At 75.3% G+C, this 14,248-nt stretch carries 13 protein-coding genes; 7 read left to right on the forward strand and 6 right to left on the reverse strand.

Annotation, left to right across the window (positions count from 1 at the left end):
- The 4 genes from AB0F71_RS12065 to AB0F71_RS12080 form a co-directional block, all read right to left on the reverse strand.
- A complete protein-coding gene (locus tag AB0F71_RS12065; protein WP_360231429.1) occupies positions 1-684 on the reverse strand; it encodes a response regulator transcription factor in 684 nt (227 codons plus the stop codon).
- A complete protein-coding gene (locus tag AB0F71_RS12070; RefSeq protein WP_360231432.1) occupies positions 681-2,012 on the reverse strand; it encodes a sensor histidine kinase in 1,332 nt (443 codons plus the stop codon). The genes AB0F71_RS12065 and AB0F71_RS12070 overlap by 4 nt, the downstream gene beginning before the upstream one ends.
- 112 nt (positions 2,013-2,124) lie before the next feature.
- The gene (locus AB0F71_RS12075) at positions 2,125-2,976 is read right to left on the reverse strand and encodes an ABC transporter permease (RefSeq protein WP_360231435.1); all 852 of its coding nucleotides are present in this window, start codon (positions 2,974-2,976) and stop codon (positions 2,125-2,127) included.
- Positions 2,973-3,920, reverse strand: coding sequence for an ATP-binding cassette domain-containing protein (locus AB0F71_RS12080; protein WP_360231438.1), 948 nt, complete (start codon positions 3,918-3,920; stop codon positions 2,973-2,975). The genes AB0F71_RS12075 and AB0F71_RS12080 overlap by 4 nt, the downstream gene beginning before the upstream one ends.
- Positions 3,921-4,209: 289 nt before the next feature.
- On the opposite strand from AB0F71_RS12080, the gene AB0F71_RS12085 reads away from it, so the two are divergent.
- Positions 4,210-4,461, forward strand: coding sequence for a hypothetical protein (locus tag AB0F71_RS12085; protein ID WP_360231441.1), 252 nt, complete (start codon positions 4,210-4,212; stop codon positions 4,459-4,461).
- 27 nt (positions 4,462-4,488) lie between these two features.
- Here AB0F71_RS12085 and AB0F71_RS12090 read toward each other — a convergent pair whose 3' ends face one another.
- Together AB0F71_RS12090 and AB0F71_RS12095 are read right to left on the reverse strand one after the other, a co-directional pair.
- On the reverse strand, positions 4,489-6,567 hold the full coding sequence (locus AB0F71_RS12090) for a histidine kinase (RefSeq protein ID WP_360231444.1): 2,079 nt from the start codon (positions 6,565-6,567) through the stop codon (positions 4,489-4,491).
- 261 nt (positions 6,568-6,828) lie between these two features.
- Entirely contained in the window at positions 6,829-8,058 is a 1,230-nt protein-coding gene (locus AB0F71_RS12095) for a serine hydrolase domain-containing protein (RefSeq protein ID WP_360231447.1), read from the reverse strand.
- 113 nt (positions 8,059-8,171) lie between these two features.
- On the opposite strand from AB0F71_RS12095, the gene AB0F71_RS12100 reads away from it, so the two are divergent.
- The 6 genes from AB0F71_RS12100 to AB0F71_RS12125 all read left to right on the forward strand — a co-directional run bounded on the left by AB0F71_RS12100 (position 8,172) and on the right by AB0F71_RS12125 (position 14,195).
- On the forward strand, positions 8,172-9,326 hold the full coding sequence (locus AB0F71_RS12100) for a sensor histidine kinase (RefSeq protein ID WP_360231450.1): 1,155 nt from the start codon (positions 8,172-8,174) through the stop codon (positions 9,324-9,326).
- Positions 9,314-9,973, forward strand: coding sequence for a response regulator transcription factor (locus AB0F71_RS12105; protein WP_360231453.1), 660 nt, complete (start codon positions 9,314-9,316; stop codon positions 9,971-9,973). Before AB0F71_RS12100 ends, AB0F71_RS12105 begins: the two co-directional genes overlap by 13 nt.
- A 331-nt stretch (positions 9,974-10,304) precedes the next feature.
- Positions 10,305-11,441: an AI-2E family transporter gene (locus tag AB0F71_RS12110; protein ID WP_360231456.1), complete on the forward strand. Its 1,137-nt coding sequence runs from the start codon at positions 10,305-10,307 to the stop codon at positions 11,439-11,441.
- A gap of 108 nt (positions 11,442-11,549) precedes the next feature.
- Entirely contained in the window at positions 11,550-13,154 is a 1,605-nt protein-coding gene (locus AB0F71_RS12115) for an AMP-binding protein (protein ID WP_360231459.1), read from the forward strand.
- A gap of 145 nt (positions 13,155-13,299) precedes the next feature.
- Positions 13,300-13,785, forward strand: coding sequence for a nucleoside deaminase (locus AB0F71_RS12120; RefSeq protein WP_360231461.1), 486 nt, complete (start codon positions 13,300-13,302; stop codon positions 13,783-13,785).
- 38 nt (positions 13,786-13,823) lie between these two features.
- Complete coding sequence (locus AB0F71_RS12125) at positions 13,824-14,195, forward strand: DUF488 family protein (RefSeq protein ID WP_360231464.1); 372 nt, start codon at positions 13,824-13,826, stop codon at positions 14,193-14,195.
- The last annotated feature ends 53 nt before the right edge of the window (positions 14,196-14,248 follow it).

Raw genomic sequence — 14,248 nt, forward strand, 5'->3', positions numbered from 1 at the left:
TCAGTTCGCGATCGGCGGATTGGGCCGGGTCAGCCCGCGGTCGTAGGCGAAGATCACCGCCTGCACCCGGTCCCGGGCGCCGATCTTCGCCAGCACCCGGCTGACGTGCGTCTTGACGGTCGATTCGGCCAGCACCAGCCGCTGGGCGATCTCGCTGTTGGTCCAGCCCTGGGCGATGGCCACCAGGATCTCCCGCTCGCGCTCGGTCAGCGCCTCCAGCCGGGGGTCGTCCACGGGCGCGGCGCCGACCGGGCGGACCGGCAGGTGGTGGGCGTAGGCGTCGAGCAGCCGCCGGGTGATCGCCGGGGCCACCACGGCGTCGCCCTCGGCGACGGCGCGGATCCCGGCGAGCAGTTCCTCCGGCCGCGCGTCCTTGAGCAGGAAGCCGCTGGCCCCGGCGCGCAGCGCGGCGTGCGCGTACTCGTCCAGGTCGAAGGTGGTGAGGACCAGGATGCGCGAGCGCCCGCCGCCGGCGACGATCCGGCGGGTGGCCTCGATGCCGTCCATGCCGGGCATCCGGATGTCCATCAGGACGACGTCGGGCCGCAGGCCGGCGGTGAGCCGGACGGCCTCGGTGCCGTGCGCGGCCTCGCCGACCACCTCGGTGTCGGGCTGGCTCTCCAGCAGCATCCGGAAGCCGTAGCGCTGGAGTGGCTGGTCGTCCACGATGAGGACGGTGGTCACGGGTGGCCGCCTGTCGGGTCGGGGGTGAGGTCCAGTACGGCCTCCACGGTCCATCCTGCCCCAGGGCCGGGGCCCGCCGTGACGCTCCCGCCGTACAGCGCCGCGCGTTCGCGCATGCCGGCCAGGCCGTGCCCCTCGCCGTCCGGGCGCACCGGCGGGCGGGTGCCGCCGGGCGGGCCGGCGTCCTGGACGCGCACCCGCAGCCGGGTGGCGTCGACGGTCAGGGTGACGTGCGCCCGGGTGTCCGGTCCGGCGTGCTTGAGGGTGTTGGTGAGGGCCTCCTGGACGATCCGGTAGGCCATCAACTGGACGCCGCGGTCCAGCCGGTCCGGGTCGCCGGAGACGGTGTACACCACCTGCGGTCCGGCGGCGCGGATCCGGGCGCACAGGCCGTCCACGTCGGCGATGCCGGGCTGGGGGTTGAACTCGGCGGCCTGGTCGGCCTGGTCGCGCAGCACGCCGAGCATCCGGCGCAGCTCGCCGAGCGCCTGGCGGCTGGTCTCGCCGATCAGTTGCAGCGCCTCCCGGCCGCGCTCGGGGGAAGTCTGGGCGGCGTAGGCGCCGCCGTCGGCCAGGGTGACGATCACGGACAGGTTGTGGCCGATGATGTCGTGCATCTCGCGGGCCACCCGGGTGCGTTCGGTGGCGGTGGCCAGCCGGCTGCGCTGGTCGCGCTCGATCTCCAGCCGGGCCGCCCGCTCGCGCAGTCCGGCCAGCTGGGCGCGGCGGATCCGCACCGCGATGCCCAGGGCGACGCCCGCGGTGGCGGCGCTGACCAGGAAGAACAGGGCGTCCCCGACCGGCAGGCCGCCGCCCGAGACCTCGACCGCGGCCAGCGCCATCGCCCCGACCATCAGCAGGCAGGACCAGGCCAGGTTCCGCAGCCGGCCGTGCAGGGCCAGGCTGTAGAGCGCCACCAGCAGGGCCGCGTCGGCGCGCAGGCCCACGCCCAGCGACCACTGCAGGACGAACACCGCCATGATCACCGCGAAGGCCGCCGTGGGCCGCCGGCGGCGCCACAGCAGCGGCAGCACCAGGCCGGCCTGGAGGAGCAGCGTCCACGGCAGCGGCAGCCGGACCAGGTTGAGCCGGTGCTCGTGCGGCCCGGTGTCCCCGTGTCCGACGTCCCCGTGGCCGGGGAACAGGTCGGGCAGGCCGAACATCAGGAACACCACCGCGACCACGGCGGCGTCCAGCACCCATGGGTGGGCGCGGTCCGCCTCGCGCAGCCGCTGGCCGATCCGGGCCAGCCGGACGAACAGCGGGTGGCCGGACAGCGCGTCGGTGGCCGCGAACGGGCCGGCGGAGGCGGAGTGGTCCTCGCTCACCGGGGTTCTCCCTGCTGGTCGGGGGCGGACGGACGGAGACGGACGGAACGGTGCGGCGCCGGTGAAGGACCGGCGCCGCACCGCGAGTCTCCCAGGGCGTGAGCGCCCGGGTTCAGGCGTCGCTGCGCACCAGCCGGACGGCGGCACCGGCGAGCGCCAGCACCGTCCAGCCGAGGAAGACCAGCAGGCCGGCCGTCGGCGAGAGGGTGGTCGAGTCGTGGTGCAGGGCGAACATCGCCTCACCGGCGTGGCTGGGCAGGTACGGGCTGATGTGGCTCTGCCAGGACGTGGGGAGCAGCGAGGTCAGGCCGGGGATCAGCATCAGCGAGGCGACCAGCACGGCGATGCCGCCGGCCACCGAGCGCAGCAGGGCGCCGAGGGCGACCCCGATCACGCCGACCAGGCCCAGGTAGAGCCCGGCGCCGAACAGGCCGCGCACCACGCCGGGGTCGGAGAGGGTCATCGCCGCCCGGGTGCCGGACAGGATGCCGCTGTCGGCGGTGAAGGCGGCGAAGACGCCGACGGTGCCCAGCACCAGCGCGATCACGCCGTACACCGCCGCCTTGGACCACAGCACCGGCAGGCGGCGCGGCACGGCGGCCAGGGTGGAGCGGATCATGCCGGTCGAGTACTCGCCGGCCGCGACCAGCACGCCGAGGACGCCGAGCGCCAGCTGGGCGAAGTTGGTGCCGAACAGGGAGAGGCTGAGCGCACTGGAGTTGGCGAAGTCCCGGTCCATCGGGCGGCCGGAGGTGATCCGCGACTTGAACTGGAAGGCCGCGATCAGGCCGAAGGCGACCAGGAACAGCAGCGCCAGCCCGAGGGTGATCCAGGTGGAGCGCAGCGACCACAGCTTGGCCCACTCCGAGCGCAGCACGCGCGCGGCCGTCACCTTGTGGGCGGGGCGGGCGGGGCGCTGGCCGGAGGCCGTGGACGGCGTCTGGCTGGGGGCGATCGTGGTCATGCCGCGCTCCTCTGGGTGTCGACGGTGCTCTCGACGGTGGTGGTGCCGTGGTACTCGACGGCGTCCCGGGTCAGCTCCATGAACGCCTCCTCCAGGGAGACCGTCCGCGGGGTGAGTTCGAACACCGCGATGCCGTGCTCGGCGGCGGTGAGGCCGATCTCGCGGGCCGTCCGCCCGGTGACCAGCAGTTCCTCGGAGCCGGAGCGGCCGGTGACCTCGACGCCCGGTCCGGCGAGCGCCGAACGCAGCCGGGCCGGGTCGGCGCTGGCGACCTTGACGACGTCGCCGCCGGCCTGCTGGACCAGCTCCTGCACGGTGGTGTCGGCGAGCAGCCGGCCCCGTCCGACGATGATCAGGTGGTCGGCGACCAGCGAGACCTCGCTCATCAGGTGCGAGGAGACGAAGACGGTGCGGCCCTCGGCGGCGAGCGAGGTGAGCAGGTTGCGGATCCAGAGCACGCCCTCGGGGTCGAGCCCGTTGACCGGTTCGTCCAGCATCACCGTGGCCGGGTCGCCCAGCAGGGCAGCCGCGATGCCGAGCCGCTGGCCCATGCCGAGCGAGAACGCCCCGGCGCGCTTGCGGGCCACCGACTGGAGGCCGGTCAGCTCGATGACCTCCTCGACCCGGCGGCGCGGGATGCCGTGGGTGTGGGCCTGGGCCATCAGGTGGTTGAACGCCGAGCGGCCGGGGTGGATCGACTTGGCCTCCAGCAGCGCGCCCACCTCCTGCAGCGGAGCGGCGTGCTCGGCGTACCGGCGGCCGTTGACCCGGACCGACCCGCCGGTGGGCGCGTCCAGTCCGACGATCATCCGCATCGTGGTCGACTTCCCCGCCCCGTTGGGGCCGAGGAACCCGGTCACCGCGCCCGGCCGGACCGTGAAGTCCAGCCCGTCCACGGCGGTCTTCTCCCCGTACCGCTTCGTCAGCTGGTGCGCCTCGATCATCGCTAGCCCTTACGTTCAGGGGCCGGGCCCTCCCGGCCGCCCACGGTTCCACGCTAGGGCCCGGCGGGGCCCGAAGCGCGGCACTGCGGACTGATCATCGGACGCCGCGTAGTACCGCGGTACCACACCGTCGCCCTACCCACGGAAATGCGGTTCGGCCTGGGGGCGGGACGGAGCGTAGCCGTGCCGGGACCGGGACGGGACCGTGGCCCCATGCGCATGGGTCAGTCCCGGCGGTGCCATGGAGGGGCGGGCCGACCGGCCCGCGCAACCCCTCCCGGAGGACACCATGAGCGCCAGATCGGTCAACCCGGTGGCCGTCGCCGCCGGAGCCGCCGGAGTCGTCGTCCTCGCGGCCGTGGTCGCCTGCGCCGCCCGGTGCTGCAAGGCCCGGGCCGAGGACGAGGCGGCCGGCGCGGAGCAGCGCGGAAGCCGCGCTCACGCTCACGGTCACGGCAGGGGCCGCAGTCCCCGCAAGGGGCACGGTCACGGCAAGGGCCACGGTCACGCCCCGTGCCCGAACCCGCCGAACTGCAACTGACCCGCGTCCGGGTCGCGACGGCTCCCGTCAGCCCGCCGCCGGGTGGCGCGGCAGCACCGCGTGCACCCGGGTCCCCCGGCCGAGGCCCGCGGCGGGGTGGACGGTGCAGCAGCCGCCGATCTCCGCCGCCCGCTCGCTCATCGAGCGCAGCCCCACCCCCGGGTGGCCCGGGTCGCCGCGACCGGGGCCCTGCCCGTCGTCCTCGACGGTGAGTTCCAGCCGCCCCGGGTCGACCAGCACGGTCACCGTGGCGCTGGTCGCCCGGGCGTGCCGCAGCACGTTGTTGAGCGCCTCGGCGGTGATCCGGTAGACGGCGACCTCGACCGCGGCGGGCAGCTCGGGCAGCGGGTCGGGGGCGAGCAGGGCGGTGACGGTGAGCTCGTCGCCGCTGAAGGTGTCGGCGAGGCGCCGCAGCGCGCGGCTCAGCCCGTAGTCGCCGAGCGCGGTGGGCCCGAGCCGGTCGGTGATCCGGCGGACCTCACGGACGGCCGTGGCGAGGTCGTCGGCGACGTCCTCCAGGGCGGCCGCGAAGCGGGCCGGGTCGTCCACGGCGGCCGCGCCCTGGAGGCGCAGCCGCAGTCCGGCCAGCAGCGGGCCGAGCCCGTCGTGGATGTCGCGGCGCAGCTGACGGCGTTCCTCCTCCCGGGCGGCGACGATCTGCTCGCGGCTGGCCCGCAGGTCCGCCATCAGCTGGAGCGAGGCCACGGCGGGCGCGGCCTGGTCGGCGAGGGAGCGCAGGATGTCGCGGTCGCTGTCGTCGAGGGTGCGCTGGCCCGGGCGCGGGGCGACGGTGAGCCGGCCGATCTCGCTGCCGCGGTGGACCAGGGCGAAGCGTTCGCCCTCGCCGGGGTGCTCCCCCACGGCGGCGAGCCGGCGTTCGCCGCCGCGGGTGGAGACGGTCAGGTCCACGCCGGGCAGCCGCAGTTCGTCGCCGACGGTGGCGCACAGCACGGCGGGCACGTCCTGCGGGTCGACGGTCTGGCTGACCCGCCCGGCGAGGCTGCGCAGCACCTGGTACGGCTGGGCACGGGCACCGTAGTACCAGCGGTCGACGATGCCGGAGGCCCAGCGCACGCCCCTGGGCAGGCCGCCCGCGAGCAGGAAGACCAGGGCGACCACGCACAGGGCGCCGAAGCCCCGGCCGGGCAGCAGCATGGTGGACAGCAGTCCGGCCAGCAGCACGAAGACGACCGCCAGCCCGGCGGCGACCAGCAGTCCGACCAGGATCCGGCGGGCCGAGCGGTCCAGCCGCCAGGAGCCGTCCCGCACCACCACGGCGGCGAGGGTCAGCGTCCACAGCGCGGAGGCGGCCGCGTAGGCGGCGTAGGAGGCGGTGCTCTGGCCGTTGAAGTAGTAGCCGGCCTCGGCGCCGGCCCAGAGCAGGTAGACGGCGATCGCGAGCAGCACGTACTGCCGGCGGCGCCGGGGCACCCGCCGGGTGCGGGCCAGCGGGACGAGCACCACCAGGGCGGTCAGGGCGACCCATACGACCAGTTGGGTGATGTGCAGGGTGCCGTTGAACTGCCGCAGCCAGTCGGCGACGGTGCTGTCGGCGAGCGGGTTGGGGCGGCCGAACACGGTCGGCTGGTAGACGTAGTAGCTCGCCTGGGGCGCCATCCACAGGCCCACCGCGCCGATCGCGAGCCACCAGCGGCGGTCGGTCAGCCGGCCGTACGGGAGCCAGAGCGGCAGCGCCTGCCAGATCGTGCCGCTGACGGTGTAGCCGACGGACTTGAGCACGACCACGGCCCCGACGTAGCGCGGGTCGCTCACCTCCGTCCAGACCGGGGTCTCGGCGGCGAGCGGCAGGATCAGCGCGCCCCCGTACGCCAGCAGCACCCAGCCGAGCTCCAGACCGGGCCGGTGGGCGTGCAGCAGCACCCCGCCGGCGACGGCGGCGAGGCCGTAGCCGAGCACCGCCAGGTGCCGGGTCGGTTCGGCGATGCCCGGCGTGCCCAGGTGGCCCAGCACGTACCCGGCCCACAGGCCGCCCGCGGCGAGGCAGACCAGCGCGCACAGCCCCGCGGTCGTCAACTGCCGCTCCGCCCGGCCGGGGCGGGGCCGCCACCGGACGCTCCCCGCGCTCTCCGCGCTCTCCGCACCCATGACCGACCTCTCTTCGCCCACGACCGGCCGCATGGGAGCAGTCTCGTCCACCCGGTGTCCCGGGCGCATGGGGCAGCGGCCCCGCGAGTGACGGACTGCGGGCGACCGGCGTCCCAGCGTCACCGAGCCGTCCGGGCGTCGGTGCGGCCGCGTCGGCGGGCCCGTATCGGGGGTGGGGCGTCGGGGTGTGAGCGTCGGGGCCGTCGGCCTCGGTTCGGCCGACGGCCCCGACCCCCTGGAAACCGCCGACGGGCGGAGGCCTCAGTGCCGCCGGTGGGCGCCGGTCGGGGCGCCGCAGAGGGCGTCGTCGACCAGCGTGGTCTCCGCCTGCTCGATCCGGCGGACGTCGTCCGGGGTGTCGGCGCGGACGCCCGAGAGCGAGAGCGTGACGCTGCGCCGACCGTCGGAGGTGACGCCGGTCGCGGTGATCCAGCCCGCGTCGCCGCCCTCGTGGCCCCAGTACACCCCGCCGCAGGTCAGCGGGCGGGAGAAGAGCCCCAGCCCGTCCTCGGCGCCCGGCATGAGCGCCCGGAACTCCTCGCCGACCGGAACGGTCTGCTTCATCAGGGCGAGTTGGGCGGGCCGCAGCAGCCGGCCGCCCAGCAGGGCCCGGAAGAAGCGGTCGAGGTCGGCGGTGGTGGAGACCAGCCCGGCCTCCCCGTTGATGCCCACGCCGACCTGCTCGGTGACGTCGACGGCCGGCTCGCCGGGCTTGAAGCTCTGGTAGGTCCGGGCGTGCGGCCGGGGCAGCGTGGGGGACGTCCCGGGCCAGGAGGTGTGGGCGAGGCCGAGCGGGCGGACGATCCGGTCCCGCACCTCCTGGTGCCAGGCCTGTCCGGTGGCCCGCTCGATGATCATGCCGAGCAGGACGTAACCGGTGTTGCTGTAGCTCCAGTCGGCGCCGGGCCGGAAGTCCGGCGGGTGGCGCAGCGCCCGGTCGACGCTCTGTTCGGGCGTGGAGCTGTCGTAGCGGTGCCGGCGGAAGTCCTCCGCCGAGCTGTAGTCCGGGTAGTCGTCGTGCAGTCCGCTGGTGTGCTGGAGCAGTTGGCGGACGGTGATCGCGCCGCCGTCGTTCCCGTTCCCGGACACCACGCCGGGCAGCCACCGCTCGACCGTGTCGTCCAGCGAGAGCCGGTGCTCGCCGACGAGTTGGAGGACGACGGTGGCCACGAACGCCTTGGTGACGCTGGCGATCCGGAAGTGGCCGTACGTCGGCACCGGCTGTCCGGTCGTCAGGTCGGCGACGCCGCTGGTGGCGGTCACCGTCCGGCCGTCGGCGGTGACCAGCCGGGCCTGCACCCCCGTCACGCCGAGTGCGGTGAGCGCGGCCGCGTCGCGCCGGAGCAGGCCGCGGTCGTCGTACGGCCGGGCCGCCGCGGCGACGGCGGGCACGGTCGTGGCGAGGGTGCCGGCCAGCACGGCGGCCGACACCAGGGTCCGTCGTACGGAACGGCCGCGCCGCCGTACGGCATCAATCGGTGGTCTCTTCATGGGAGTTGACGCTAGGCCCGGCCGCCGCGCCCGGTCGGTACCCCGAGCCGGTCGGAAAACAGGGTAGTGGGCTGTAGTGCCGGGCCGGTTCGCCATGATCCAGACTTGGGCGGATGAACCTCCATCGGGCCGAAAGGCTTCGGGCGACCTGGCGCGCCCTGGGCTACCTGCTGGGCGGCCTGCTCGCCGCCGCGCTCGCCCTGCTCGTGCTGCCCGCCCTCCTCGTCCCGCCTGTGGCGCGCGCCTGGGCCGGCCGGCAGCGCCGCCGCGCCGACGGGCTGCTGGGCGCACCCGCCTCCGGCCCCGTCCGGGTCGGCACCGCGCGCCTGCTCGGGTGGCTCGGCGCCTGGCTGCTGACCGGCTTGGCGTTCGGGCTCGTCGCGGTGGTGTGCGCGGGCAACACCCTGACCACGGCCGTCACGGTGCCCCTGTGGTGGGCCCTGCCCGCCGGCACCCGGGCGGGCGGCTTCGCCGCCGGTGCCCCGCTGACCGGCTGGGGCCCGGCGCTGACCCTGGGGACGGCGCAACTGCTCGCCTTCGCCGCCCTGACCCACTGGCTGCTCCCCCGGCTGGCCCGGCTGCACGCCCGGACCTGCGTGGCCCTGCTGTCGCCGTCGGCCTCCACGGAGCTGGCGCAGCGGGTGGAGACGCTGACCGAGACCCGGGCCGGGGCGCTCACCGCGCACGGCGCGGAGCTCCGCCGGATCGAACGCGACCTGCACGACGGCACCCAGGCCCGGCTGGTGGCCATCGCGATGCGGCTGGGCGTGGCCCGGGAACTCCTGGACGAGGACCCGAGGACGGTCGCCACGCTGCTGGCGCAGGCCCACCGGACCACCGAGGAGGCCATGGTGGAGCTCCGCGCGGTGATCCGGACGATCTACCCGCCGATCCTGGCCGACCGCGGGCTCGCCGGGGCGCTGTCCGCCCTCGGGGCCGACGCGGCGCTCGACACCACCCTCGACGTCGGCAGCCTCGGCACGCTCCCCGCCGCCGTCGAGGCCGTCGCGTACTTCACGGTCGCCGAGGCGCTCACCAACGCCGCCAAGCACAGCGGCGCCACCCGGACGGCGGTACGGGTGGCCCGCACCGGTGACCGGCTGTCGATCGAGGTCACCGACGACGGAGCCGGCGGCGCCGACGAGACGCGGGGCACCGGCCTCGCCGGGATCCGCCAGCGCGTCCTGGCGCTCGACGGCACCCTCGACCTCCGCAGCCCGGTCGGCGGCCCGACCACGATCACGGTGGGTGTGCCGTGCGGGTCGTGATCGCCGAGGACAACGTCCTGCTCTCCAGCGGGCTGGAACTGCTGCTCACCGCCAAGGGCTTCCAGGTCGCCGCGATCGTCCAGGACGCCCCGGGCTTCCTCGCCGCCGTCGCCGAGCACCGGCCCGACGTCGCCGTCGTCGACGTCCGGCTGCCGCCCGCCTTCCGCGACGAGGGCATCCGGGCCGCCATCCGCGCCCGCCGGGAGCAGCCCGGCCTGCCCGTGCTCGTCCTCTCCCAGTACGTCGAGCAGCAGTACGCCGGGGAACTGCTCTCGGACGGGCGCGGCGGCATCGGCTACCTGCTCAAGGACCGGGTGAGCCGGGTGAGCGAGTTCACCGACGCGCTGCGCCGGGTCGCCGCCGGGGGCACCGTGATGGACCCGGACGTGATCGGCCAGCTCCTCACCCGGCACGCCCAGGATCCGACGGCCGCCCTGACACCGCGCGAACGCGAGGTGCTCGCGCTGATGGCCGAGGGGCACGACAACACCACGATCGCGACCCGGCTCGTCATCACCGACAACGCCGTCCACAAGCACATCGGCAACATCTTCGCCAAGCTCGGCCTCTCACCCGCCGACAGCGGCCACCGCCGGGTCCTCGCCGTCCTCACCTACCTCAGCGGGCGGAGGGCCGTCGGGCGGTGAAGGCGGTGGGGCGGTGAAGGCCGTTGGACGGCGGGACCGGCGCAGCCCGCCCCGGCTCCGGCTCCGGTACGCCGCCGAGGTGTGCGAGTCCGGGGGCCGGGGAGACGCTGGGAACAGGCCGAGGACGGAGGAGGCGGGCCCCATGAGCGACTCGCGCACGACCCACGGGCCGGAACCGCACGAGACCCCCGGCTGAGCCCGCCGTGAGCAGCCCCGGACACCGTCCCGCGCGGCACCCCGGCCGGCCGCCGGGCGCCGGCCCGTGGGCATGACCGGCCCCGGGCCGGGCCGGCGTCCCCGGCCGCTCGGCAGCCGCCCGCCCCGGGTGGCCGTGCGGCGGGCACGGCCCGCGGCGCCCGCCGAGCACGTGCCGACCGGGCTGCGCACCGCCGCCGGGTACGTCTGGCGGCTGGGGCTGCTCGGGGTGGCCGCCTACCTGGCCGTCGGGGTGCTCGGCGAGCTGGAGATGCCGGTGATCGCACTGTTCGTGGCGCTGGTGATCACCTCGGTGCTGCGCCCGCTGGTCGACCTGCTGGCCCGGACCCTGCCCCGCTCACTGGCCGTGCTGGTGGCGTTCCTGTGCGCGCTCGCGGTCGTCGGCGGGGTGCTGGCGCTGGTCGGGACGAACGTCGCCGACGAGTGGAACCGGATCGGCGACGAATTGCGCGGCGGCCTCGGCCGGATCGACCGCTGGCTCACCGGCGCCCCCTTCCACCTGCGCGCGGGTACGGTCACCGACCTGCGGGCGAAGGTCGGCGCGTTCGTCTCGGCGCACCGCTCGGCGCTGCTGACCACCGCCCTCAGCGGCGCGAGCCGGGCCGTCGAGCTGGTCACCGGGCTGGCCCTCGCGGTGTTCTGCTCGGTGTTCTTCCTGTACTCCGGCGACCGGATGTGGAGCTGGGCGCAGCGCCAGCTGCCGGCCCGGGCCCGTCCCGTCTGGAGCCGGGCCGGGCAGGCCGCCTGGCGCACCTTCGCCGGGTACACCCGCGGGGTGCTGATCGTGTCGGCGACCAACGCGGCGCTGGTCGGCATCGCGCTGGCGCTCCTGCGGGTGCCGCTGGTGCTGCCGCTGATGGTGGTGGAGTTCGTCGCGGCGCTGGTCCCGCTGATCGGCTCCCCGATCGCGCTGGCGATCGCCGCGCTGGTCGCCCTGGCCGCGCGGGGGCCGGTGGTCGCGCTGCTGGTACTGGCGCTGATCGTGGTGATCGGCCAGATCGAGGGCCACCTGCTGCACCCGCTGGTGATGGGCTGGTCGGTGCGGATCCACCCGGTGGCGATCGCCCTGTCGGTGATCGGCGGCGCGGTGCTGGCCGGGGTGCTGGGCGCGGTGGTCGCCGTACCGGTGGTGTCGGTGGCCTGGGCGGTGCTCACCGAGCTGCGCGACCACGGCCCGCCGTCGGCGCGGGGGCGGACCGGGTCGGGCAGCGGTGCCCCGGCGGAGGGCGATCGCCCGCGCCGCCGCCGGTAGAGCTGCCCGGGGCTGGGTAGTTGAAGGTGGACAGTCAGACCTCCGTGCACGAGGCGCTCCGGTTCCGGGCGCCTGCGTGCGTCCGAACGCACGAGGAGACCAGCAGCGATGAGCACGTCCCAGGCGCGCCCCACCGACCCCTCCGATGACGGCGGCGACCGCGAGTTCCGCAACTACGTGGAGATCGTCCTCGATGGACTGTCGGACGAACCGGGGCAGGAGGTGCTGGTCAGCGGCGAACGCCGGCTCGGGGCCGCGGAGTTCCGCTCCCTCGTGTACCGGCTCGCCCGCGCCCTGCGCGAACGGGGCGTGGAGCGCGGCCGCACGGTGACCCTGCTGTGCGGGAACATCCCGGAGACCGTCGCGGTCCGCTACGCGGTCAACCTCCTGGGCGCGCACTTCAACCACCTGTACATCCGGCTGGGCACCGACGTGCAGGCGCGGATCATGGCCGACGTCGAGACCTACGCCTTCATCGTCGACCCCCGCCTCGCGGAGCGCGGCGCGGCCCTCGCCGCGGCGGTGCCCGTCAAGCACGTCCTCGTCCTCGGCGAGGGCGCGGGCGGGGGCGGGGGCGCGGCACCGGCGCTGGCGCTGGGCGAGGACCTCCTGGCACTGGCCGCGGCCCGGTCCGACGCGCCGCTGCCCAGTGCCGCCCGGCCGGAGGACCTGTGCTTCATCCGCCACTCCGGCGGCACCACCGGCCACCCCAAGGGCATCCGCAGCACCTTCGCCCGGATGCAGGGCAACTGGCTCGCCGCCCTGATCACCGGAGAGCGGCGACGGGACCTGGTGTGCACGCCGCTGTCGCACGCGGCCGGCTTTGTCGCCGACGGCACTTTGGCCAGCGGCGGCACGGTCGTCCTCCACTACGCCTTCGACCCCGGCGAGGTCCTGGCCACCGTCGCCCGCGAACGCATCACCGACGTCTTCCTGCTGCCCCCGCTGCTCTACCAGGTGCTCGACCACCCCGACGCGGCGTCCACCGACATCTCCAGCCTCCGGCGGATCACCTACGGGGGCACGCCCTCCTCGCCGGTGCGGATAGCCGAGGCGGTGCGGCGCTTCGGCCGGGTCTTCCAGCAGGCCTACGGCCAGTTCGAGGCCGGAATCGTCAGCGTGCTGCGCCCCGACGAGCACGACCCCGACCGCCTCGACCTGCTGCGCACCGCCGGCCGGCCGGTCGACGGCGTCGAGGTGGAGATCCGCGACCAGGCCGGCAACGCGCTCCCGGTCGGCGAGGTCGGGGAGATCTGCGTCCGGTCCGAGAACGCGATGGAGGGCTACTGGAAGAACCCCGAGCTCACCGCCGAGGTGCTGCGGGACGGCTGGGTGCACACCGGCGACCTCGGCCGGCTCGACGACCACGGCTACCTCGCCGTCGTCGACCGGATCAAGGACATGATCGCCGTGGTCGGCGGCCATGTGTACACCACCGAGCTGGAGGACTTCCTCCACACCCACCCGGGCGTCCGACAGTGCGCCGTCTACGGGGTGCGCGGCGAGGGCGGCCACGAACGCGTCCACGCCACCGTGGTGCCCGTCCCCGGGACGGGCGTGACGGCGCAGGAGCTGCGGGCCACGGTCCTCGCCGGCCGCGGCGAGATGTACGTGCCCGACGTCATCGACTTCACCGACGCGCTGCCCCTCACCGACACCGGCAAGCCGGACAAGAAGGAGCTCCGGCTCCGCGCCGCCGCAGCGGCCTCGTAGGCGCTCCGGACCGCCGGTGCCGGGGCGGCCCGGCACCGGCGGGGTGAGACTGGTCGGGGGGACGGAGGCGAGCGGCCACGGCGTCGCCCGCCCTGCGGCACAGGTCTGTCCTCCGTCCCCGTTCGCACCGCCCGAGGAGACCCACATGGCCGACCACTCCCCCGACCACTCCCCCGACCACCTGCTCGCCGCCATCGAGCTCGGCGCCTCCGCCCGGGCGCACGGCAACCATCCCTTCGGCGCGCTGCTCACCGACCCCGATGGGAAGGTCCTGCTGACCGCCGAGAACACCGTCCTGACCGACCACGACGTGACCGCCCACGCGGAGATCAACCTGGTCCGGCAGGCCTCCCGCACCCTGGCCCCGCACCAGCTCGCCGACGCCGTGCTCTACTCCAGCACCGAGCCGTGCGCGATGTGCGCCGGGGCGATCCACTGGAGCGGCATCCGCCGGGTCGTCTACGCGCTCGCCGCGACCGAACTGAACGCGATCGCGGGCGTGGACCCGGACGAGCCGGTGCTGGACCTGCCGTGCCGCACGGTCTTCGCAGCCGGTGGCAGCACGGTGGAGGTGTCGGGGCCGTTCCTCTTCGAGGAGGCCTCCGCGGTGCACGTCGGCTACTGGGGGTAGCGGCGGCACCGCTTCCCACGCACCCGGGAGGACCGGACATGACCGCACGGGTCGCCTACCGGCGGATCTACCAGGAACCCTCTCCGCAGGACGGCCGGCGGGTCCTGGTGGACCGGGTCTGGCCACGCGGTGTGACCAAGGCGGACGCGCACCTGGACGAGTGGCTGCGTGACGTCGCCCCGTCGACCGGGCTGCGCACCTGGTACGGCCACGAGCCGGAGCGCTTCGCCGAGTTCCGCCGCCGCTACCTCGTCGAACTGCGCGACGCCCAGCACCGGGAGGCCGCCGACCACCTGCGGGAACTCGCCGCCCAGGACGCGCTCACCCTGCTGACCGCCACCAGGGACGTCGACCACAGCCAGGCCGCCGTACTGGCCGAATGGCTGGCGGAGGCGGACGCCGCGCGCTGACCCGCGCCCCCGGTCAGCGGTGCGTCTCTCAGCGGTGCGCCTCTCCGCGGTGC

The organism is Kitasatospora sp. NPDC028055 (assembly GCF_040637885.1).
Taxonomy (GTDB): Bacteria; Actinomycetota; Actinomycetes; order Streptomycetales; family Streptomycetaceae; genus Kitasatospora.